Origin of the sequence: Polaribacter sp. PL03, from assembly GCF_033875165.1 — a bacterium.
Classification (GTDB): domain Bacteria; phylum Bacteroidota; class Bacteroidia; order Flavobacteriales; family Flavobacteriaceae; genus Polaribacter.
In genome coordinates, this window is the sequence record NZ_JAWZSV010000001.1 from 187,523 (window position 1) to 211,799 (window position 24,277).

The window sequence follows — 24,277 nt, forward strand, 5'->3', positions numbered from 1 at the left end:
AAATTACCGCTGTTTTTTATGTGATTTTATTTTTTTCCGTTTACAATTCTATCAGCCATTTTTAAAGCGTTGTAAGCATTTACAACTCTTCCAGAAACAGATAAATCTGAGAAAGGTACTTTTTCATCTTCTGTTCCTGGTTTAATAACATCAAAATTAATTTTGATTCCAGAATTCATTAGAATATGTTTTACCTGACTTGCAGATAATTGTGGATAATAAGAACGTACTAAAGCTGCAACTCCTGCAGTAGAAGGCGCTGCCATAGAAGTACCACTAATAGCTTGGTATTCATCTTTAGGAAAAGTTGCATAAATATCTACACCAGGTGCAAATACATCAACATTCATTTTTCCGTAGTTAGAAAAAGTTGCAGGTAAGTTTTCATCATAATGCAAACTCATTGCTCCAATTGTTAAAACGTTATCAGAAATTTCATTTGCTAAATCTTTAGAATCGTTAGGATATGTCTTTACAATATCAATATTTTTACCATCGTTACCAGCTGCATTCACAATTAATACATCCATCTTTGCAGCATATTTAATCGCATCGTAAACCCACTCTTTGTTTGGCGAATATGATTTACCAAAACTTGTATTAATAACTTTAGCGCCATTATCTACAGCATAACGAATTCCTAATGCAATATCTTTATCATGCTCATCTCCATCTGGCACAACTCTTACTGCCATAATTTTTACGTTATTGGCAACACCATTTACACCTTTATTGTTATTTCTAGATGCAGCAACAATACCTGCAACATGTGTACCATGGCTTTCTAAATCTTTAGAACCAATTACATTATTGTTACCGTAAAATTTATCTGTAATATCATATAAATCATCTCCTAAAGACTGGCGCTCGTTAAAGTCTAAGTCGTAACTTTTTCCTTTTACTTGAGACGCTAAATAATCTGTAAGACCTGTTTTATATTCTTCTAAACCTTTCTCTGTCATCCCTCTACTTAACATTCCGCTAACGTCTGCAATTTTAGCAGCCATTACAGCATCTGAAGGTTTTAAACTTTTTAAAAGAGCTGCAGATAAAACATCTTTTCCTGCAAACTTCTTAACTTCTTTAAAGTTATTTTCTATTTGCAATAGTCTTTCTTGTGTGTTTTTTAAGTTTTCAATCTCAATTTTTTTAGCTTTACTTCTAGCTTCAAACTTTTCTTTTAAATCTAAATATTGTTCAAATTCTTTTTTATCAGCGTTAGAAATTTCGATTGCTTTTTTATCACCAAACTTATCCATTCCTCTTTTAACAATTCTGGTAATTTCTAATTGATCTGCATTTACAATTTTACCTTCTTTGTTTCCTAAGAAATTCCACCCATGAATATCATCTACATACCCATTATTATCATCATCTTTATTATTACCTGCAACTTCTTTTAAGTTTACCCAAGCAACATCTTTTAAATCTTCGTGCTCTACATCTATACCAGAATCTGCAATTGCAACAATAACCGTAGTTCCTTTTTTACCTTCTAAAAATTGATATGCTTTTGCAATACTCATTCCAGGAATAGAATCTGTTTGTAAATCCATATGACTCCAAACATGTATTTCATCTTCTGTTAATACTCCTTTTTTAGCAGGAATATTAAGTACACTATCTGCACCATTAGGTACAGGAATTGTGTTTACTGATGTTTTACAACTTGCTAATAAAAACCCTGCAACTGCTGTATAAATAATTGGTTTTAATACGTTCATTTCTCTTCTCTTAATTAAATATATCTGTAAATTTATGTGTATTTTTTAATCGAACTCCTTTTTCTGTATGTACTACAGTACAAAGCTCATTAAAAGCATCGTGCTCTAGAAACAGGTAATAATTATTATCTGCTGCTTCATTTAAAAAAGCCGCTTTTTCTTTAATTGTTAACAAAGGTCTTGTGTCATAACCCATTACATAAGGCAAAGGAATATGCCCAACAGTTGGTAATAAATCTGCCATAAAAACAATGGTTTTACCTTGATAATTTAATTTTGGTAACATCTGTTTTTCTGTATGACCATCCATAAACAAAACATTAAACCCTATTTGTTCTAAAGAATTTCTGTGAATAAAATTTAATTGGCCACTTTCTTTTATAGGATTAATATTCTCTTTTAAAAAGGATGCTTTCTCTCTTGCATTTGGTTCTGTTGCCCATTTCCAATGATTATCATTAGACCAAAATTTAGCATTTTTAAAAGCAGGTTGTAACATTGTTTTTTGAGAATTCCATTCAATAACACCTCCACAATGATCAAAATGCAAATGTGTTAAAAAAACATCTGTAATATCATCTCTATGAAAACCATGTTTTTTAAGAGAACTTTCTAAAGAAAAGTCTCCAAAAAGGTAATAATAACCAAAAAACTTGTCTGATTGTTTAGACCCTAAACCAGTGTCTATTAATATTAAACGATCTCCGTCTTCGATAAGCATACAACGCATGCTCATATCTATTAAATTATTTGAATCTGCAGGATTTGTTTTTTGCCAAATAGTTTTAGGTACAACACCAAACATTGCACCACCGTCTAACTTAAAATTACCTGTTTCTATTGGATAAACCTTCATTTCGAAAAATTAAAAAATCATTAAAAATTACTTTAAAAATAATAATTTAATGATCTATTTAACAATAAACTACAAAAATGTTTTTTATAGCCTACAAATATGAAGAAAAAAGTGTGATTTTCTGTTAATAAAAATCTAATTCTTAAGAAGTATAACTTGGTTTTTTAACTGTTTTAGAAATATTTATTTTACTTAACAATTTTGCTCCTTTAATTATAACAAATACTGCTGCTGCCATTCCTAAAATAACAAACAATAATTGAGTATCGAAAAAACTTTCTGACACTATAATTCCTTCTGGTGGTAAAATTTGTAAAATCATAATAGATTGTTTTATTGTTTGGTTCAACAAAAATACAATCAGAAGGCAGCTTCTATTATCTATTTTCGACAAATAGCACTTTCATTTAGGCCATTCGCAAGAAAACAACTTTAAACGAATTACTCTTTTATAATTATTTGTTGATGAATTTCGTTTCCAAAATTATCTGTAGCAGAAATCAAATAACTTCCCGTACTTAAATTTACTCCAAATTCATGTACTTCTTTTGTAGAACCAACATACGTATCATCAACATACCAATACAATACCGCATTTTTATTTGCATGCGCTATTTTTAAAACAAGCTCATTTTTTTCCCCATCGAAATTCTTTGGTAAAAAAATGGTGCTTTTTTCTGTTGGATAGAGAAATTTCATTGCATTTTTTTCTTCACCCGAACAATCATTTCTAAATTTTGGTAATGGTTTATAAAACGGATTTTTTTCCTTGTAATAATATTCCATTAAAGGCGGCAACACAAACCAAGATTTCTGTTTAATATTCTCTAAACGCTCGCAAGAAGTATTTACCTGATAATTTTCTGATACATCTACATTTACCAAAACATGATACGGACAAGGTTTCGTCTTTAAACCAGCATTCTGAATAAATTCTAACTTCTTTTCTTCACAATTTCTCGTTGCCCTATAACCACTTTTAGCGCATATCTCAATTTCTGTCATTTCATCAAAAGGCTTTTCAAACCATTCCGAGTTTGGTAACTTATCAAAAACATCAAATAAAATAGGTGCTGCAGCTTGTACACCAACCAAACCTGGTCTTCCTTCTCCATCTGCATTTCCAACCCAAACACCAACCACATAATCTTTCGTCGCTCCAATTGCCCAAGCATCTCTAAAACCAAAACTAGTGCCTGTTTTCCAAGCAATTTCTTTAGACGAATCAAAAAACTCCCAATTCTGATCTGCATTTGGTCTATTTACATCCTTTAAACTCTCGAAAGTTAAATAAATAGAAGCGGCATCAAAAATTGTTTTTTCCGATGATTTATCTCCGAAGTCAACCTTTTTATCCGCATAAAACGTCGGTTCGCAAAATTCATTTTTAAAATACCTACTAGAGTTTTCTGAATAATGATTTACCGTTGATGCCATCGAAGCATAACTTTTACACAAATCCCATAAATTACTTTCTGCACCACCTAAAGCCAATGTTAATCCGTAATAATTAGGATTTTGTTTTAAATCTTTTAACTTTAATTTTTGTAAATAATGATGAAATTTCTCCAAGCCAAAACCTTGTAACATTCTTACTGTTGGCACGTTTAGAGATTTAGACAACGCTAATTTTGCAGAAACTGCTCCAGCATATTTTTTATCAAAATTCTCTGGATGATAACTTCCAAAATTTGTGGGTACGTCTGCAATTAACATATTTGGCAGCAAATCTCCACTATCTAACATGGCTGCGTATAAAAAGGGTTTTAGAATACTACCTGTACTTCTAGGCTTGTCAATAACGTCTACATATTTTTGATTTTTTCTAGTTGTTTCAGAGTTGCCAACATAAGTTAAAACCTTTCTGTTTTTTACATCCAAAACCAAAACAGAAATATTAAATATCTCATTGTTTTTCAATTGCTTATAATGATTATTAACAATTAAATTTGTTTGAATTTGCAACCTTTTATTAATCGTAGTTTTTATAACTTCTCCATTATTTTTTTTATTGATTTTCTGCAATAAATGAGATGTGATTTGTGGAAGTGTATATGGCTTTTGTGGCAATTCTTCTAAAACCGATAATCCATAAGTTAATGAGTCAATTACTTTTTTTACGAGCAGTTTTTTTAGCAAACGATTTCTTTTTACCAATAATCTATGTTGATTTCTCCCAGGATAAATTAAGTTTGGTGCATTGGGTAAAACGGCTAAAGTTGCAGATTCTGCCCAAGATAAATCTGTAGATTTTCTATTAAAATAACGCCAAGAAGCAGCGTCTAAACCTACTACATTTCCACCGAAAGGCGCATTAGAACTCCAATAAGTTATAATTTTTTCTTTAGATGCTCTAAATTCTAAACGTGTTGCTAAAATTAATTCTTTTACTTTTTCAAAATACGTTCTAGGTCTATTATCTCTACTTAATCGAATTACTTGTTGCGTAATTGTACTTCCGCCTCTTTTTACACTTCCTGCTTGCAAATTTTGTTTTAATGCTTTAAAAATAGAAATCGGATTAAATCCTGGATGTTCATAAAAATATTCGTCTTCAAACTGAATTAAACAGGTTTTAAATTTCTGCGGAACAGTATTGTTATACGGAAAACGCCATTGCCCATCTTTAGCAATTAATGCGCCCAACAACTCATTATTACTACTTGTAATTACGGTTGATGTTGGCTTTGTAAATAACTTATTAGGCAAACAAAATGCATAAAAGAATAGCAGAACAACAACAAGTATTGTTTTCTTTTTATGACGTTTTATGTAGTTTGTTATTTTCAATTTTGATGTATAAGAATTTGTTTTACGTATTTGAATGTCATTTCGAAATGAGCCTTTTTCAGGCGATTGAGAAATCTCATTTTTATGTTCTTCTCCTTATGAGATTTCTCCTATCCTCGAAATGATACTCTTTCTTTTAGTATTGCATTACTTTACAACCTCAATCCAACGTCCTTTTGTCCTCACTAAATAATCATTATCATACATTGCTTCAACTTGAATTCCTGGTAAATAATAATCTCCTAAATAAGCTGCATTTAGTAAAACTGAAAACGTTTTTGTTTCCGATTTGTTAGATTGATGCTCTAAGTCGAAATAAAAATTAACTCTGTCATCTCTAATATCTGTATAACGAGCTTCGCTTTTTGTAGTCGTTCCAAAATCTGTAAAACGAGTGTTTACAATTTCCCATCCCGATGGAAAAATTTGTGTTAACGCAATATCATTTATCGTTTCATTTTTAGGATTGCTTACCGTAATTTTCGCCACAAAATCCTGACCTTGTTTTAAAGTTTTAATGCCTATCGATTTTCCTTGTAAATCTTTATACTGAAAAGCGACACTTAAACCTCTATTTTCTGTTATTTCATCACCCAAAGGCAATTGCCCAGAATTAATAATTCTTGCAAAAACAATATTATTATCCTCATTTTTTATGTTGATGGAGTTCGCACCGTTTTTAACTTTAATAGTCCTTTGCACCATAGAATTTTGCGTTTTTACAGCAACTGTTTTCCCATCATTCGTATAGTTTAAATGCATCGCTTTTCCGCCGTTTCTAACTACCATCTTACCTATTGCTAACAAACTATATGCAGTAGATTGTGTACTCATCCATCTACTGCTAGACAATTCTTTTGCAATAGATTTCGCTACACTTTTAACATCTTTATGATTGGTAATTAACATCGTTTCCAAAGCCATAGCTCGGTTTCTATCTACAGAGCCATAAGAATAATAATTATATTTAGAAGTTGTAAAGTTGATGTTCGCAGTACTCATAATTTCTAAACTTGCTTCTTTTTGTCCTGCCAAAGCATATGCTGCAGCCAAACGCCATTTTGCGTCGTTAGAAATCTGTTTAAACTCGCGCATTCTGTTCATTGCAGACAAATCTGGACTGCCAGCCAAAGCCAACGTATATAAACGATAAGCTTGTGCTAAATCGGTGTAATTATTTCTATAATTTGGTCTCCAATTTCTTGCTGCATTTTTCTGATATCTTATAAAATTACTCTTAAAAGTTAACGGTAAAACAAAGCCTTTTTTGGCTGCTTCTAACATAAAATGACCCGCATAGGTTGTTCCCCAATCATCTACATAATTTTCACCTATCCAATAACTCAAACCTCCATTTGCTTGCTGAAAATTACCCAATCTTTTAATTCCGTTTTCTATGTTATTTTGAATCTGACGTTTTTTATCCGACGTTAAGTCGAAAATATCATTTAAAAATAATTGAGGAAAAACACTAGACGTAGTTTGCTCTACGCAACCATGCGGGTAACGAATTAAATATTCTAATCTACCAGAAAAATTGATTTGTGGAATGGTAGACATCTCCAACATTGCTGTATTAGAACCTTCTACTCCAAATGTATCAAAATTAATAGTTTGACTTTGATTCCCTTCTACAGTTGCATCAATAACTTTAGATGTAATTGGGTTTGGGTTTACAACATCTAACTCCACTTTGTAAGTTGCTTTTTCTCCGTTTCCGGATGCAATAATTTCAACTGTATTAATGCCATTTGCTTTTAGAACATCCAATTCAAAATACACCATTTTTTCATCTGGTTTTTCAAAATTGATCTTTTGAGTTTTATTACCAATAACAGCAATTCCGTTAGATGTTTTTACCTCAATCGTTACATTCTTCACTTTTTTATCCATCACAAAAATGGTAATTGGTAACGTAACTTTTTCTTTTGGTGATAATTTTCTTGGCAATGTAGCCAACACCATTAATGGCTTTTTAACAGGAACAGCTTTTTCTACATTTCCGTAAGCCTCGTTATTTACATTACCTGCAACCACCATTGTTCTTACTGAACCAATATAATTTGGAAGCGTAATTTTGTGTGAAGCTATTTTTCCTTTTTCAAGATAAAACGGACCTAAGAACTTTACAACTGGCTTAAATCTGTTTGCTTTTCTACTTTTCCCTTTTGCCGCACTTCCATCTCCTCCAATAGCAAAAACCTGATCTATACTACCAGAATACGCACCAATTACATCATCAAAAATATCCCATGTTTTTACCCCTAAACCTTCTCTTGCATAGAAAACATCAAATGCATTTGGTGTTTTAAAGCGTGTTAAATCTAACAAACCTTCTTCTACAACTGCCAAAGTATATGTCATGGCTTTCTTGTTTTTTTCTGAAACTTTTACAACAAATTCTTTTTCTGGTTGCAGTTCGTCTGCCATAGAAATCTCTGGCTCTAATTTGGTGTTCTTATCTTCTACCAAAAGCGGAATTACACCAAACAATCTTAATGGTAAGTCGTTTTCTGATACTTGATGTGGTTGCAATAATGAAATATTTACAAACACATTTGGCGCCATGTTTTTGTTGATAGGAATTTCTACAGAAGTGGTTCCTTTTTGTGTTTCTACCCACTTAGTTTCCAACACTTTTGTTCCGTTTTCTATACTAATTAACGCACGTCCTTTGCTTCCTGAAGGGAAAGTGATTTTAGCAGTTTCGCCAACATTATATTTTTCTTTATCCGCAGAAAACACCAACATTTTTGCAGCTTCTTTATCGCCAGAAGTAGCATTTTGCCACCAATTTTTATAGAAATAAGCGGTTCTACCGGTTGCATGACCACTTTTTTTATCTATAACTCTTATTAAAAAACGACCTCTATCTCTTTCTGGAATGTTCAAATTGAAACTTCCATTCCCTTTAGAATTCGTGCTAATTTTTAAAGTTTTATAAGGCTTTTTATAGGTACTAGAAGTATACCTAGATAAATTGTCGTCAGAAGAACTCCACCACCAACGCCACTTAATTTGATAAACTTCAACCTCAATTTCTTCTCTTTCAACTGGTTTTCCGTTTTCATCAACCGAAACCACAGAAAAAGTTTGATTTTCATCTGTAAAAAAAGAACCATATCTGCTTCCTTCTGGCGATTTTAAACCAACAAAAGAAGTAAAAGGAGCATATTTTTTAGTGAAAGCATCTATAGAAAAATCTCCTCCGTTTTCAAAAGCTCTTACTAAAAACTGCACATTTAACATTCCTGGAGCATTTTTACCAATACTTAATTTACTATTGATTTTTGCTGTTCCGTTTACATCTAATTTCCCTTCAAAAATATTTATTTCTTCGGATGAAAAATCTCTTGATGGATCTGTAAAAACATATTCTTTGTAATTTTTAAAACCATAATTCGCCGAAGAAACTTTTGCTTTAATTTCTATTTTTAAATTTTTTGCAGGAGTACCGTGTAACCATTTTACATCTAAAGTTCCATTAATTGGTTTACTGCTTGCTAAAACCTCATCATCGAAATCAATTTTAATTTTTAAACGATTTGGTTTAACCGTTTCTATTTTTAAAGACTTGTAAAACTTTGCGCCTCCTACAGAAATTTTAGCATTGTAGTTTCCTGTTTTTGCTTCTTGAGTAGTTGAAAAAGTAAACTTGTAGAAATTGTTTAAGTTTTCTAATGTTACTTTTTTATACACCAATTTTCCGCTTGGATCTGTAACTTCTAATTTTACAGGGTGGTTTTTTGGTAACTTATTATCGGCATCATTTAGCATAAAAGTTAAATGAACAGTATCTCCTGGGCGCCAAACTCCGCGTTCGCCATAGATATATCCTTTTAACCCTTTTTGAGTTTTACTCCCTGCAACATCAAACTTACTTAAAGACAAAGAATTTCCGTCGAACAATCTAATATACCCTTTATTATTATTTTTAGAAACCACTGCAAAAGCAGCACTTTTATCTGTTTCTACATTTGCAAATCCTTCTGAATCTGTTTTAGTTGATAAAATTTCTTGTTGCTGAAAATTAAATAATTTTATAGTTGCTCCTGCTTCTGGTTTTGTATTTAAAATATTTGTTATGGCAAAGAAATAAGAGTTATTCACTCCTTTTTTTGCAATGATTCCTAAGTTAGATGCTAATAAATTCTGAGAAATATCTTTATAGTAATAATAAGAATCTGAACAAGGATTGTCTCTTTCTTGCCAATTGTAATTACGGTCTTTGTAATCGTACAATTTATTATCCCAATACAATTCTTCTCTTGTATTCTCATCTTCAATTTCACTTAAATCGTCATATTTTTCATCTAAAAATCCTTCTAAATTTATGTCGGAATCCTTATTTCCTGAACACGTATAAAATACCTGGTTTTTATTATAACTTAGCTCTACTCTATAAATTGCACCAGGTTCAGCCTCAAACATTTTAGATAAATCTACACTATAGGCTTTCCATTTTTGTGTGTTTTTATTTTTATGATCAATTAAAGTAATTGTTTGCTTAGCGATACGTCTACCAACTCGTTTTATTTGATATTCATTATTACTGTTCATGCTATTTTCTTGCAAAAATTGCAACACATTGTCTTCGTAAATTTTAATAATTCTAACGTCTACTTCTTTTACGTTTATGGCTTCGAAGTTGAATTTTAAATCTTTAGAATTTGGTAAAATAGACCCGCTACTAATAGCTCTAACTTCGGGTTTCTTTTGCTCGAAAGTAATGGTTTCTTTAAATGGTTTTTTAAGTTTAAAATCATCAGAATTTTTAATTCCTTCGAAAACAGAAACTAAAATATTTCCTTCAAATTTATTTGTAGCATAGACTTGTAACTCGTTCCCGTTTACAATAAAACGCGGCTTCTTTTCATTCTGAATAGTAACCAAACCATCGAAATTTTGTTGCTTTTTAAGAACATCAGAAAAGTTGATAGAAATATACTGTTTAGTACTATTATTTACTTTTAAGCGAACGACTTTAAAGTTATTTTTACCAGGAATAATAATTTCATTTTCTCCTTTAGATTCAGCATTTATAGCTTTCCCGTTCCAAGAAACTGCTAATTGAGAATCTTCTACAAAACGTTGAATACTATCAATCTTAAATTCGAAGATTTTTCCTTTCTCGTAAGATTCATTCCAAACTATATTTTTTGATTCTCCGTTCTGAGAAGCATTTAATAGCTTTTTCGCGTTTTCTAAAGAAATTACATCTGCAGATTTTACAACACCTTCTACATATTGAAATTCTTTAGAATACGATTGTAAATTATTTGTCTGAATATTAAAATTTGGTGTAATTGTTTTAAACTGAAACGTGTAATCTTTAAAACCTTGAGGTGTGTCTTTATAAATTTTGTTTAGTTTTATAGAAACACTATACTCTGTATCTGCATCTAAAACCTCATCCGGAATAAAAATAAATGCATGTTTATTTACCGTTTTAATAGTACCATTTACATGTGGTTTTATAACAATAATTTCAGTTGAAATTTCTTTATTGGCTTCCCAACCTTCTACTTCTTTGGCTAGATTTATTTCAATATTATTAGCTACAGAAATCACGCCAGACGTAGTATAACTAATATATTTTTTGAATTTGTAAATATTATCTGTTTTAATTTCTTCTTTCTTACAAGAGAAAATTAATAGCAAAATTGAGATTGTTAAAAGTAGATTTTTCTTTTTCATAACTGTGGTTTTTAACACAACTCAAAAATAATACTTTAAGTACTCTAAAGAGTGAATGAATTAGAATTCGTAATCTTTTTTTTAGAATTCGGAAAAAAGAATAAAATACACCTCAAGTTTCTTTATTGTTTTTTAAATACTATCTCTCTAAATTCTACTTTTAATATAAATTAGAAAAATTAAGGAAACCCCCTATTGTATAACCTTAAAATCTTAAATATATTTGTAGTGTAGAAATTACTAATCATTTAAACATGATACCTACAAAAACTACTTTTGAAAATATATTCCCCCAATTTTTTTTCAATAGAAAAGCTAAACTTAAAATAACTAAGTTTAGCTTTTATTTTTTATAATAACTTTTATTACGCTTTGCTAATAGCTTCTATTAATCCGTCGAAGTCTTTAGCCTTATCAAAAAAAGCAAACGCACCATACCTTAAAGACGTTTTTCTTAATTCTGTGCTTACAGAAAAAACAAAAACTTTTCCTGCAATTTGTTTTTCTTTCAATAATTTTAAAAGTTCAAGACCGCTTCCGTCTGGTAATTTTAAATCAAGAATTATCAATTCAAAGTTTGTTGTTGTTAAAAAAGAAATTGCTTCTAATAAGGACTTTGTTGAACAAACCTCTCCTACACCTCTAAGGTTTTTAGTTGCATTAAAAAGACTTTTTCTTATAAAAGAGTTATCTTCTACTATTAATAAATTATTTGATTTAGGTTTCAAAATAAGGTAAGTATTTAAAAATTACCGGGAGACCCTCAAATTTAAACCTTTTATAACGAGTACAACATAAGCAATATGCTTATATCATTCAATCTAAACACTAACTACCTAAATTCTATACATCTAACGAAGTTAAGCCTATTTGAATAGCATATTTTGTTAATTCTGGAATGGTAAATAAATCTATCTTTTTCATTATATTGTTTCGATGAACATCAACAGTCTTCGGACTTAAAAACAATAATTCACCTATTATTTTAGAAGAATTCCCTTCTGATATTAATTGTAAGACTTCTTTTTCTCTAGAACTTAATTGCGTCTTCTTTAAAGATTTATTCTCATTAAGCACCGTAAGAAAATCTTGATTGATATCTTTTGAGAGGTATTTCTTGTTTTGCATTACCGTAGAAATTGCTATAATTAACTCATCTGAATCACCATCTTTTAATAGATAACCCCAAGCTCCTGCAGTAAACATGCTTTGTATAAATTGCTTGCCAGAGTGCATAGAAAGCCCTATTATTTTTACATCTGGCTGATTTTTATGTATTTGTTTTGCTGCCTCGATACCATTTAAACCAGGCATAGCTACATCCATAACAATAACATTTGGTTCTAATTTAGAACATATTTTTATTGCCTCTCTACCATCTGAAGCTTCACCTATTATATGCATATTAGGCTTTTGTTCTATAATATTTCTTAAACCATCTCGAAGTAACTTATGATCATCAACTAATACTATTTTAATTTCTTTTAAATAACTCATTTAGCTAAAGGTATAAAAATTTTAACAGTTGTTCCTATATTTAATTTTGATTTTATAGTAAATTCTCCTTGTATATTTCGAATACGCTCTTTAACTGTAAACAAACCAAAGCCAGAACCAGAATGACTATGAAGGTTATTTAATATTGAAGTATCAAACCCAATACCATTATCGGTAATAAAAATATCTAACCCAAGATTGTTTTTATCGAGATCTAAAGTTATTAAAGATGCTTTTGCATATTTAATTGCGTTTGTTAAAACTTCTTGTATACTTCTATAAAGTAAAATAGATTTTACATCATCTAACTTAATGTTATTTACATTACTATTAATTACACATTCAATTTTATGAGTATTTAAGATATTCTCAAACAACCAATTTAATGCTTCTATTATACCTAATTGATATAATACCGGAGGTGAAAGTTCATAAGTAATCTTTCTACTATTTTCTAAAGCTTCAGAAATATGTGTTTCAATAAATTTTAAATCCTCATCAATTCCTTTTAATTGTTTATTTTTCTTCAATTCATTAATTTTCATTTTTGAAATAACCAAAGATTGACTCAAATGATCATGAATATTTGTAGCAATTTCTTTTTTCTGCTTTTCTTCTATTAAGGTTATTTCTGTAGTTAATTTCTGAAGAGAAATTTGATATTCTTGAATCTCTTGCTTTGCCAAAATACCTTGTGTTACATCTCTTGCAGATGAAATAAAATAGCTAATTTCTTGCCCTTTATAAACTGGCGATGATAAAAATTCTAACCAAATAAAATGCCCTTCTTTATGAAGAACTCTGCAGGCAAAAGCATCTATATACATCCCACTAAACACTCTTTGCTCCATCTTCTTTTTTAAAGCATCAATATCATCTTTATGAACGATACCAAAAACATTTTTACCGAGAAGCTCTGATGGTTCATAACCCAATATGTTTTTCATAGAAGGACTAATGTATTTAAAAGAACTATTCATTTCATGTAAACAAATTAGTTCCTTAGAATTGTCCGTTAGTATGCGATACATCTCTTGGGCTTTTTCAATTTCTACCCTTGCTTGTTTTTGCTCTGTAATATCTTGGTTAGTTCCCTTTAGGCTAATAATCTCTCCATTATCATCAAATATAGGAACACAAATAGATCTTATTGTTTTTTGTACATTATTAGGAAGACAAATTCGAAATTCGATATCATATGAACTTCCTTTACTGTAGATTAAAGAAACAGCCTCATTAAATTTTTTCCTATCATCTTTATGAATTCTACTGGAAATAACATCATTATTTGGTAGCGGTTTTTTTAAATCAAAACCCCAAATTCTATAGGTCTCTTCTGACCATTCTGAATACTTGCTTATAGGATCAAACAACCAACTTCCTACTTTTGTTAATTTTTGTGCTTCCTTTAATTTATTTAAAGAATCTCTTTCTGATGACTCTGCATCTTTTAAACTTTGAATACTTTGAATACTAATAGGAACTATTTTTTGTTCTATTTCTGTTTGAGGAATAGGTATAGATATTAACGCCGCAAACTCATCTCCTTTTAAAGTCTTATAATTTACCTCAGATGTAAATGTTCTTTCATTATTCCATATAGACTCTATAAAGTTTGCAAATACGGTGTCTGCTCCTTCACCAAATGTACCTAAAACATCATCTAAAATTTCTTTTTTACTTTCTGCTTTAAACAGTTTTAAAGTAACACTATTAACATTATTTATTTTTATTTTTCGAAGTAATGAAATTAATACCTTTGGGTTTTCTTCTAAATATATTTTAATATTAGGCAACTTAAGTTCTCTAAGTTCAGTTATTTTTTCTATGATAGGACTTAAATCTCCATTCCAGATAGAAACTGTGGCATTATCAAATAACTCTCTATACCTTCTAGTTATTATTAAATTTTTTTCTTCAATCTGTTTTCGTTCAGTAATATCTTTAGTTACTCCAAAAATATTTTTATTATTATCTTCTTCAAGCGCCACGATATATAAGTGTCTAATTTCACCTGAAGGCCTTTTAATTCTAAACTCAAAAGGAACAAACATTTTTCCTGTTATTAAAGAGTTAATGCCTTCTTCAATTTTATACACGTCTTCGGGTAACACCGTTTTAATAACATTCTTAGATGAAGTACAAAAGCTTCCTTTAGCAACTCCGTAAATATTATACATTTCATCAGACCATTCTGCCTTGTCTGTTTTAATATCCCACTGCCAACTACCAACATGACTTAATTTCTGCGCTTGATTTAAAGCTTTATTCAGTTCAGATACCTTATTCTTTTCACTATCTAATGCTTTTTCTTTTTGTTTCTGTTCTGTAATATCTAAAGTAACACCTCTTCTACCTATAATTTCATTCTGCTTATTGTAGACAGGTTGAGATACATTTCTAACCCAAATTTCTTTGTTTCTTTTATTAATAATTTTAAGTTCTAAATCATAAGGGAACCCATTTAAGTCGAGTTCTAAAGTAGCATTTATCAACTTCTCTTTAGATTTCTCATCGAAGAACCCCAAAACTTCAGTTCGTGATAAATTTTTTTTACTAGGATCTAACCCAAAAATATAATAAAGATATTCAGACCAAATAAAAGTATCTGTAGCAATATCATACTCGTGATATCCCATTTTAGCGACTTTACTTGACTCGTCCATAGAATATTTCCTTTTCTCTAAAAGATTTAGAGAAGTTAAAATCTTTTCTTTAGAAAGTTCTAATTGAAGTTGAGCATTTTTAGACTCTGTAATATCTTGTAAAACACCTCTTCTACCTACTATTTCTTTTTCTTGATTATATACCGGTTGACCTACATTACGTAACCAAACCTCTTCATTTTTAAAATTAACCAGTTTCAATTCAACGTCACAAGAAATACCTCTTAAATCGATATCTTCCGCAGCTTTTTTTAGTTTTTTCTGAGATTCTTTATCAAGAAGCATTAAAACTTCTTCTCGTGGTGGGATTTTATCTTTTAAATCTAAACCTAGTATTACATTAACAAAATTAGACCAAACAAAATTACCTGTTGCAATATCATATTCTTGGTATGCTATCTTAGCAACCTTACTTGCTTCATTTAATGAATGCTCTCTTATTTCTAATAAATCTAATGAACTTTGAATTTTTTGTCTAGAAAATTCTAATTCATGTTGTGCTTTTTTAGAAGCAGTAATATTCTGCATAACACCTCTTTTTCCAACAATTTCTTTTTTCTCATTATAGACAGGCTGCGCTACATTTCGAACCCAAATTTCTTCTTTTTTCAAATTAATAAGCTTTAGCTCTATATCATAAGGAATGCCCTTAAGAGTGAGACCTAAAGTCGCTTTTGTTAGTTTTTCTTGAGATTCTTTATTAAAAGTATTAAAAATACGCTCTTCTTTTGGCGTTCCTTTTATAGGATCTGAACCAAACATATGGTGTATATATTCTGACCAAACAACAACACCAAGTATCATATCGTGCTCCCAATACCCTATTTTAGCTATTTTACTAGCCTCATTCATAGAGTAATTTCTTTTTTCTAATAGTTCTAAAGAAGTTTGAATTTTTTCTTTAGATATTTCTAATTCGTGTTGAACGAGTTTAGAATCTGTAATATCTTGTAAAACACCTCTTCTTTTTACAATTTTACCTTGTTTATTGTAAACTGGCTGAACCACAATTCTTATCCAAACCTCTTCCTTTCTTAAATTAATCATTTTCAATTCGACATCAAAAGGAACTCCATTTACATCGAGATTAAAAGTCGCTTGCTCCATTTTATCCTGAGACTCTTTATCAAAAAGAACGGCAATTTCTTGTCTAGATGGAACTGGTTGGTTATTATCAAATCCAAAAATATGATAAAGATACTCAGACCACACAAAAGTATCTGTTGCGATATCATCTTCTAAATACCCAATTTTAGCCAACTTACTAGCCTCGTTTTTAGAATGCTCACTTTTCTCCAACAAATCTAAAGAAGTTTGAATTTTTTCTTTAGAAAGTTGTAATTCTAATTGTGCTTTTTTAGAATCTGTAATATTGTGTAAAACACCTCTTCTACCAATAATTTCATTTTCTTTATTAAAAATTAACTGAACAACATTTCGAATCCAAACTACTTCCTTTTTTAAATTTGTTAATTTAAGTTCAATATCATATGGAATTTTTTTTAACGTAAGGTTTAAAGTTGCTTGAGCTAACTTTTCTTGAGATTCAATATCATAAAATTGTACAATCTCTTTTCTAGATGGAAGTTTATCTTTTAGATCGATACCAAATATCTGATAAACATAGTCTGACCATATAAAAGAATCTGTTGCGATATTATAGTCCCAATAGCCAATTTTAGCAATTCTACTCGACTCATTTAATGTAAATTCTTTTTTCTCTAGAAGTTCTAAAGAATTTTGAATCTTTTGTTTAGAAAGTTCTAATTCTAATTGTCCATTTTTAGAATCTGTAATATTCTGCAAAACACCTTTCCTTCCAATAATCTCATTTTGTATATTGTAAATTGGTTGAACTACATTTCTAACCCAAACCTCTTCTTTTTTTAAATTATTAAATTTCACTTCAATATCATAAGGAATACCTTTAGAAGTAAGGTTTAAATTAGCTAGCTCTATTTTTTCTTGAGAAGCTTTATCATAAAGTTTAACAATTTCTTTTCGTGATGGAAGTTGTTCGTTTGGGTCTAATCCGAACATTTTACAAACATAATCCGACCAAACAATCCTGTCACTTTTAATATAATATTCCCAATAGCCAATTTTAGCCATTCGACTTGCTTCTTTTAAAGAATACTCACTCTTCTCTAACAACTCTAATGAGTTTTGAATCTGTTGTTTAGAAAACTCTAACTCTTCTAATCGATTCTCTTTCTCTTTATTTTGTTCTTTAATTACTTGTTCTGCAATTTTACGTTTATGTATATCTTTACATACCTTAACAAGCTCTACAACTTCTTCTTCAGAGTTTTTAATAGCATATATATATTCTGAAAACCATTTTTTCTCACCAAACCAATCTAATAAAACTTCTATAGTTTCACTGTTACCTGTTTTTGCTACTTTTTTAAAAGCTTTTAAAAGAATATCTGAAACTTCCTTATCAAAAAGATCGTTAGGCATTTTACCAACTATATCTTTTGCTGTTATTGCATAGCATGTTGGCCCATTATAGTAAAGATATTCACCACTAGGTTTATGTATAGTGATCATATCTTCAGATGCCTTTAAAAGCAGATTGAAACGATTTTCACTTTGTTTTAGTTTGTTTTCAGATTTTAATTCAATTATCAGTTTTTCCAATTCCTGATATGTAGGCTTCTTATTCGACATTCTATTAAAGTATTGGTTGTATCATTTTATCTAACGAAGCACCTTTTCTTTTTCATAGACGAGGTAATAAAAAATAGCTATTTAATTATAATTCACAACTTTAGATTAGTTAAATATAAGCATTAAAATTAATATTTACTCCTATTTTAAACAACAGCTAAAGACCTTTTCTAACTTTTATAATTAAACTTTAAATTAAAAACACCAAATTACGATGAAGACAACTGCACCAAACACTTAAAAAAGAGAACTTTAAATAATTTAAAGCAAAAAAAACCTCAATCTAAAAGATTGAGGTTTTGAGGTGTCTAGCGGATTCGAACCGCTGTACATGGTTTTGCAAACCATTGCCTAGCCACTCGGCCAAGACACCTTTTAATATTAAAACTAGTTTACAATAAATTATAAATCTATTTTAAGGTTTGCAAATTTAAGCAAATTTACAAGGTTTGCAAGTGTTTTTTAACTTTATCGCTTTTTTGTTAGAATTATTACCACTTCTTCTACGTTTCCACCAATTGGTGGGTTAATTTTAGCAACTGAAACTTTTGCACTTTTAATCTTTCTTATTTCTTTAAAAAAACGATTTAAAATACGTTGTGCAACCTCTTCTAATAATTTAGAACGAATTGCCATTTCTTCTTTTACAATATGATTTAAATGCACGTAATCTACTGTATCTGCCAACTCATCTGTTCTAGAAGATTTCCTTAAACTGGCTTTTATTTCTATATCTACTTTATATTCACTACCTATTTTAGCTTCTTCGTCTAAGCACCCGTGAAATGCGTATAACTTAATATTGTTTACTTGTATAATTCCCATTTATTCTTCTTTATTTGAAATGCTTTCAATTTTCTCCCACATTTTATCTGAGTTTAATCTAAAAGACCCTTTATATTCTAAACTCCATTCACTGGGTTCTATAATAGATAAAAATAATTCTTCTTTTCTGTTTATGTACAAATGATAGGTTTCACCAATAATAGGTTCGAAACCAAATTTTGCATTATAAATCATGTCATTGTATTGGAATTTCTCCATCAATAATTCGTACTCTTTTCTTACTTCTTCAAATTTTCCTTTGAGAATTTTATTTGTACGTCTTACTCCATCTGCCGTCCAAGTTGCAGTATTTGTTGGTTTAATTACTGGCGAACTTGCAGAGGTTCCGTAGGGTTTTAAAGCTGCATCATATTTTTGTGTTTCTTCATTAAAAACAACTAAATCTGGCTTTTTTTCTGCGTCTTTCTTCATTTTACAAAATTACGACAAAAAACAAGTACTAATGTAGCTTTTAGAAAACTTTAATTAGCAAAAATGCACGCGTTAGCGATTGTAGTGGCATCCTTTTTTATTTAAAAAAGATAAAACGAAAAGCGCGACCTGAAAGGTAACGCCCAAAAATTAATTGGTAAAAAAGTCGAAAACATTGCTAATTGCACTTGTTTTAGTTTTGTAGAATTCTGTATAAGTACAACGTGTGCAAGTTACACTGGTAAATTTCTGATTTTGGATATCAAAAATCTTAGATAACGTTCCGCCAGTTGCTCGCATTTGACCTAATTTATAGGTTTTAGAATCGCACTTTGGGCAGGTATAATTTCTAATTTGATCGCTCATAATAATTGGTGTTTATTTATTAGTTGTAGATTTTACAATTTTGTTACAAAACACTTAATGCCAATGAAGTATTTTATGTAATTTTGTTTCTTAACTTTTTCATATAAAACAATGTCTGAAGAGAAAAAATCGCTCAATTTTTTAGAGCATATTATCGAAGAGGATTTAGCAAACGGAATGCCAAAAGAAAATTTACGCTTTCGTTTTCCGCCAGAACCAAATGGGTATTTGCATATTGGTCACACAAAAGCAATTGGAATTAGTTTCGGTTTAGGTGAGACTTACAATGCGCCTGTAAATTTGCGTTTTGATGATACAAACCCTGCAAAAGAAGAGCAAGAATATGTAGATGCAATTAAGAAAGATATTTCTTGGTTGGGTTATTCTTGGGCAAATGAGTGTTATTCATCAGACTATTTTCAGCAGTTGTTCGATTGGGCAGTTTTGTTGATAAAAGATGGAAAAGCATATGTAGATTCTCAATCTTCAGAAGAAATGAGAGCGCAAAAAGGTACGCCAACTCAGGTTGGTACAAATAGTCCTTTTAGAGCGCGTTCTGTAGAAGAAAACTTGGAGTTATTTCAAGGAATGAAAGATGGAAAATTTAAGGAAGGTGAACATACTTTGCGTGCAAAGATAGATATGGAGAACCCAAACATGTTACTACGCGATCCTTTAATGTATAGAATTATGTATAAATCTCACCACAGAACTGGTGATGATTGGTGCATTTACCCAATGTATGATTGGACGCATGGTGAGAGTGATTATATAGAGCAAGTTTCGCATTCTTTATGTTCTCTTGAGTTTAAACCTCATAGAGAATTGTATAATTGGTTTAGAGATACTGTTGTTACGTATAGCAAGGAGAAATACCCAAACCCACCAAAGCAACGTGAGTTTTCTCGTTTGAATTTGAGTTATACAATTATGAGTAAACGTAAATTGTTAACTTTGGTTGAAAATGGAATTGTTTCTGGTTGGGACGATCCAAGAATGCCTACTATTTCTGGTTTAAGAAGACGTGGTTACACACCAGAATCTATAAAAAGTTTTGTAGAAACGGTTGGTGTTTCTAAACGTGAAAATATAATTGATGTAGCTCTTTTAGAGTTTAAAATTCGTGAGGATTTAAATAAAACTGCCAAAAGAGTTATGGGTGTTTTAGATCCTGTTAAAGTAATTATAGATAATTATCCTGAAGGTGATGGTGAAGTTTTAACGGCTAATTATAATGATTATGAAGATGGTTTTGGTACAAGAGAAGTTCCGTTTTCAAAAGAAATTTATATAGAACGTGAAGATTTTAGAGAAGAGGCAAACAAAAAATTTCATCGTTTAAAATTAGGGAAAGAGGTTCGTTTAAAAAACGCATACTTTATTACAGCAACTAGTTGTGAAAAAGATGAGAATGGAGAAATTACCGTTATTCATTGTACATACGATCCGTTAACAAAATCTGGTATGGATACCGAAGAAAGCAAACGTAAAGTAAAAGGTACATTGCATTGGGTTTCTGTAAAACATGCTGTTAAAGCGGAAGTGAGAGCTTATGACCGATTGTTTTTAGATGAAGCACCAGATTCTCATAAAGATAAAGATTATATGGAGTTTGTAAACCCTAATTCTTTAGAAGTAATTACTGCTTTTGTAGAACCAAGTTTACAAACGGCTAAAATTGGAGAACGTTTTCAGTTTCAGCGTATGGGATATTTTAATGTAGATGATGATGCTACCGAAGATAAGTTAGTTTTTAACAAAATTGTTGGACTAAGAGATTCTTGGGGAGGTTAATAATAGATTGTGAAATTATAAAAAATAAATAAAGTCCTCATTTTTAACAAAATAATGAGGACTTTTTAAATTTTAGAAATAATGAAAAAATTAATAATTTTAAGTTTGTTGATATTCGCATCTTGCGGAAATAAAAAAGAAATAAAACATGTTGCAGAAATTTCTTGTGGCCAATGTCAGTTAGATTTAGATTCTGAAAATGGCTGTAGTTTAGCTGTTCGGTTTGATGATAAAGCCTATTTTGTAGATGGTTTTAATATTGATGATTTTGGTGATGCACACGATGAAAATATTGGCTTTTGCAACGCAATTAGAAAAGCAACAATTGTTGGTATTGTAGAAAACGAACGTTTTGTAGCGAGTTCTATTGAATTAATGGAAGAATAGATATAAGAATTATAAAGACATAAAAAAAATCCGATGAAAATTATTTCATCGGATTTTTTTATATCCCAAACTTAAGACTAATAACCTGCCTACTAATTTTAAGGTGCAGGATTTGGTATTAATTTATGAACCGCTTCAATTTCATTTAAAATAGTTTCTGATAAATTAATATTAATACTACCAATATTTTCTTTTAACTGACTCATTTTAGTTGCTCCAATAATATTACTCGTTACAAATGGTAATTGATTAATGTAAGCTAAAGATAATTCACTTAAACTTATTCTGTGTTTTAAAGCAATCTCTTCATAAGCTAAAACAGCTTGCTCTACTAAATCTGTTTCATACCTTGTAATATAGTTAGGAAACAGAATTCCTCTTGCATCTGCAGGTTTTTTTCCTCTTAAATATTTACCAGATAAAACTCCTTGTGCTAAAGGTGAATACGCTAATAAACCTATATTTTCTCTTAAAGAAACTTCAGACATACCATATTCATAACCACGATGCACTAAAGAATACGAATTCTGAATCGTTACCATTCTCTGTAAATTCATTTCTTTTGCAGCTTGTAAATACTGCATGGTTCCCCATGGTGTTTCGTTAGACAAACCTATTTGTCTAATTTTACCTTCATTAATTAACTTTTGTAAAGTTTCTAAAATCTCTACATGGTTTTCTGCTTCTTCATTTGAAGTCTTATAAGGGTAATCTCTTGTACCAAAACAATTAACACCTCTTTCTGGCCAATGCAACTGATATAAATCTATATAATCTGTTTGTAATCTTTTTAGACTTCCTTCTACAGCATCTATAATTGCTTGTTTAGCAAATCCGTTTTTTCTAATATGGGCAGTATAAGGGCCAGAACCTGCAATTTTACTTCCTAGAACAACCTTATCTCTATTTCCTGTTTTTTTAAACCAATTTCCTATAATAGTTTCTGTACTTCCATATGTTTCTGGCGTTGCAGGAACTGAGTATAACTCTGCAGTATCAAAAAAGTTTACACCTTGTTCTAAAGCATAATCCATTTGTTCGAAACCTTCTTCTTGTGTGTTTTGTTTTCCCCAAGTCATGGTTCCTAAACAAATCTTACTAACTTTTATGTCTGTATTTGGTAAGGTTGTATATTTCATTTTTTACTATTTATTCGTGTATAAGTTTAATCGTATAAAGATTATAAAACTAACAACAAAATTAGAATTTATTCTTCTATAAAACAATAAGCGTGCAATTTTTCAATTACACGCTTATTCTATAAATTTTATTTTAATTCAGAAATGAGAGCTTATTTTAAAATAGCTTCAATACCTGGTAAAGTTTTACCTTCTAACATTTCTAACATTGCTCCACCACCAGTAGAAACATAACTTACTTTGTCTGCAAAACCAAATTGTTTAACAGCAGCAACAGAATCTCCACCACCAACTAAAGAAAACGCTCCGTTTTTGGTTGCTTTATCAATAGAATGACCTAATGCAATTGTTCCTCCAGCAAAAGATTCCATTTCGAAAACCCCTAAAGGTCCGTTCCATAAAATTGTTTTACATTTATTAACAACAACATCAAAAATTTCTCTAGATTTTGGTCCAGCATCAACACCTTCCCAACCATCAGGAATTTCATTAATATCTAAAATTTGTGTATTTGCATCGTTAGAAAAATCATCTGCAGCAATAACATCTACAGGAATATGAACTTCTACACCTTTTTCTTTTGCTTGCTTTAAAATATCTAAAGCTAATTCCATTTTATCGTCTTCACAAATAGAATTTCCAATTTTTCCACCTTGTGCTTTAATGAATGTAAAACTCATTCCACCACCAATAATTAAGTGATCTACTTTGTCTAAAATGTTTTCAATAACCGTAATTTTAGATGATACTTTTGCACCTCCTAAAATTGCTAAAACTGGCTTTTCAGAATTATTTAATACTTTATCTATACTTTCTATTTCTCTTGCTAATAAGTTTCCGAAGCATTTATTACCTTCAAAAAACTGAGCAATTATTGTTGTTGATGCATGCGCTCTATGTGCAGTACCAAAAGCATCATTTACATAAATATCACCAAACTTCGATAATTTTTCTGCAAAAGCAACATCTCCTTTTGTTTCCTCTTCATAATAACGAAGGTTCTCTAATAATAAAATCTCACCAGCTTCTAAATTAGCTACTGCGTCTTCAACTTTATTACCAATACAATCTTCTACAAACTTTACGTTGCAACCAATAACGTCTACAACAGATTTTACAATATGCTTTAAAGAAAATTCTTCTTGAAAACCTTTTGGACGACCCAAATGAGACATTAAAACACAGCTTCCTCCTTGTTCTAAAATATCTATAATTGTAGATTTTGCAGCTTGAATTCTAGTATTATCTGTTACTTCAAATTTATCATTTAAAGGCACGTTAAAATCTACGCGAATTATTGCTTTTTTATTTTCGAAATTAAAATCTTTTAATGTTTTCATTATGGATTGTTTTTAACAAAAATACCTAATTCTTTAGATTTATAGAAATTAGAACCTGAAAAGTTAAGTTAACGTTTGCGTAGTTACCCTT

15 protein-coding genes and 1 tRNA gene are annotated in these 24,277 nt (G+C 30.3%); 2 read left to right on the forward strand and 14 right to left on the reverse strand.

Annotated elements, in window-relative coordinates; genetic code table 11:
* Positions 1-26: 26 nt before the first annotated feature.
* From SHK09_RS00790 to SHK09_RS00845, 12 genes are all read right to left on the reverse strand, one after another.
* On the reverse strand, positions 27-1,724 hold the full coding sequence (locus tag SHK09_RS00790; RefSeq protein ID WP_319808862.1) for a S8 family peptidase: 1,698 nt from the start codon (positions 1,722-1,724) through the stop codon (positions 27-29).
* A 10-nt stretch (positions 1,725-1,734) separates the two neighbouring features.
* On the reverse strand, positions 1,735-2,580 hold the full coding sequence (locus tag SHK09_RS00795) for an MBL fold metallo-hydrolase (protein WP_319808863.1): 846 nt from the start codon (positions 2,578-2,580) through the stop codon (positions 1,735-1,737).
* 142 nt (positions 2,581-2,722) lie between these two features.
* Positions 2,723-2,902, reverse strand: a complete 180-nt coding sequence (locus SHK09_RS00800; RefSeq protein WP_319808864.1) for a hypothetical protein — start codon at positions 2,900-2,902, stop codon at positions 2,723-2,725.
* Positions 2,903-3,021: 119 nt separating this feature from the next.
* Positions 3,022-5,370, reverse strand: a complete 2,349-nt coding sequence (gene pbpC, locus SHK09_RS00805; RefSeq protein WP_319808865.1) for a penicillin-binding protein 1C — start codon at positions 5,368-5,370, stop codon at positions 3,022-3,024.
* A gap of 147 nt (positions 5,371-5,517) precedes the next feature.
* Positions 5,518-11,067, reverse strand: a complete 5,550-nt coding sequence (locus SHK09_RS00810) for an alpha-2-macroglobulin family protein (RefSeq protein ID WP_319808866.1) — start codon at positions 11,065-11,067, stop codon at positions 5,518-5,520.
* A gap of 365 nt (positions 11,068-11,432) precedes the next feature.
* The gene (locus tag SHK09_RS00815; protein WP_319808867.1) at positions 11,433-11,795 is read right to left on the reverse strand and encodes a response regulator; all 363 of its coding nucleotides are present in this window, start codon (positions 11,793-11,795) and stop codon (positions 11,433-11,435) included.
* A 115-nt stretch (positions 11,796-11,910) separates the two neighbouring features.
* Complete coding sequence (locus SHK09_RS00820) at positions 11,911-12,564, reverse strand: response regulator transcription factor (protein ID WP_319808868.1); 654 nt, start codon at positions 12,562-12,564, stop codon at positions 11,911-11,913.
* The gene (locus SHK09_RS00825) at positions 12,561-17,903 is read right to left on the reverse strand and encodes a PAS domain-containing protein (RefSeq protein ID WP_319808869.1); all 5,343 of its coding nucleotides are present in this window, start codon (positions 17,901-17,903) and stop codon (positions 12,561-12,563) included. The genes SHK09_RS00820 and SHK09_RS00825 overlap by 4 nt, the downstream gene beginning before the upstream one ends.
* A gap of 302 nt (positions 17,904-18,205) precedes the next feature.
* Positions 18,206-18,276, reverse strand: a tRNA-Cys gene (locus SHK09_RS00830).
* A gap of 95 nt (positions 18,277-18,371) precedes the next feature.
* Positions 18,372-18,728 carry a dihydroneopterin aldolase gene (gene folB, locus SHK09_RS00835; RefSeq protein ID WP_319808870.1) on the reverse strand — a complete coding sequence of 119 codons (357 nt, stop codon included), beginning with the start codon at positions 18,726-18,728 and terminating at the stop codon, positions 18,372-18,374.
* Positions 18,729-19,160, reverse strand: a complete 432-nt coding sequence (locus tag SHK09_RS00840; RefSeq protein ID WP_319808871.1) for a DUF2452 domain-containing protein — start codon at positions 19,158-19,160, stop codon at positions 18,729-18,731.
* Positions 19,161-19,310: 150 nt separating this feature from the next.
* Positions 19,311-19,526, reverse strand: a complete 216-nt coding sequence (locus tag SHK09_RS00845) for a zinc ribbon domain-containing protein (protein ID WP_319808872.1) — start codon at positions 19,524-19,526, stop codon at positions 19,311-19,313.
* A 111-nt stretch (positions 19,527-19,637) separates the two neighbouring features.
* On the opposite strand from SHK09_RS00845, the gene SHK09_RS00850 reads away from it, so the two are divergent.
* A complete protein-coding gene (locus tag SHK09_RS00850) occupies positions 19,638-21,320 on the forward strand; it encodes a glutamine--tRNA ligase/YqeY domain fusion protein (RefSeq protein ID WP_319808873.1) in 1,683 nt (560 codons plus the stop codon).
* 81 nt (positions 21,321-21,401) lie between these two features.
* Entirely contained in the window at positions 21,402-21,707 is a 306-nt protein-coding gene (locus tag SHK09_RS00855) for a DUF6370 family protein (RefSeq protein WP_319808874.1), read from the forward strand.
* 98 nt (positions 21,708-21,805) lie between these two features.
* Here SHK09_RS00855 and SHK09_RS00860 read toward each other — a convergent pair whose 3' ends face one another.
* Both SHK09_RS00860 and SHK09_RS00865 read right to left on the reverse strand, forming a co-directional pair.
* Positions 21,806-22,846 (reverse strand): aldo/keto reductase, encoded by a 1,041-nt coding sequence (locus SHK09_RS00860; protein ID WP_319808875.1) that lies wholly within the window; start codon positions 22,844-22,846, stop codon positions 21,806-21,808.
* A gap of 152 nt (positions 22,847-22,998) precedes the next feature.
* Entirely contained in the window at positions 22,999-24,186 is a 1,188-nt protein-coding gene (locus SHK09_RS00865; protein ID WP_319808876.1) for a phosphoglycerate kinase, read from the reverse strand.
* Positions 24,187-24,277: the final 91 nt, after the last annotated feature.

Bases quoted from the DNA above. Each gene is read 5' to 3' on its own strand.
- SHK09_RS00820 (WP_319808868.1), bottom strand. From the start codon at position 12,564: ATGAGTTATTTAAAAGAAATTAAAATAGTATTAGTTGATGATCATAAG.
- SHK09_RS00790 (WP_319808862.1), bottom strand. From the start codon at position 1,724: ATGAACGTATTAAAACCAATTATTTATACAGCAGTTGCAGGGTTTTTA.
- folB (WP_319808870.1), bottom strand. From the start codon at position 18,728: ATGGGAATTATACAAGTAAACAATATTAAGTTATACGCATTTCACGGG.
- SHK09_RS00795 (WP_319808863.1), bottom strand. From the start codon at position 2,580: ATGAAGGTTTATCCAATAGAAACAGGTAATTTTAAGTTAGACGGTGGT.
- SHK09_RS00810 (WP_319808866.1), bottom strand. From the start codon at position 11,067: ATGAAAAAGAAAAATCTACTTTTAACAATCTCAATTTTGCTATTAATT.
- SHK09_RS00825 (WP_319808869.1), bottom strand. From the start codon at position 17,903: ATGTCGAATAAGAAGCCTACATATCAGGAATTGGAAAAACTGATAATT.
- SHK09_RS00850 (WP_319808873.1), top strand. From the start codon at position 19,638: ATGTCTGAAGAGAAAAAATCGCTCAATTTTTTAGAGCATATTATCGAA.
- SHK09_RS00860 (WP_319808875.1), bottom strand. From the start codon at position 22,846: ATGAAATATACAACCTTACCAAATACAGACATAAAAGTTAGTAAGATT.
- SHK09_RS00800 (WP_319808864.1), bottom strand. From the start codon at position 2,902: ATGATTTTACAAATTTTACCACCAGAAGGAATTATAGTGTCAGAAAGT.
- SHK09_RS00855 (WP_319808874.1), top strand. From the start codon at position 21,402: ATGAAAAAATTAATAATTTTAAGTTTGTTGATATTCGCATCTTGCGGA.
- SHK09_RS00865 (WP_319808876.1), bottom strand. From the start codon at position 24,186: ATGAAAACATTAAAAGATTTTAATTTCGAAAATAAAAAAGCAATAATT.
- SHK09_RS00845 (WP_319808872.1), bottom strand. From the start codon at position 19,526: ATGAGCGATCAAATTAGAAATTATACCTGCCCAAAGTGCGATTCTAAA.
- SHK09_RS00840 (WP_319808871.1), bottom strand. From the start codon at position 19,160: ATGAAGAAAGACGCAGAAAAAAAGCCAGATTTAGTTGTTTTTAATGAA.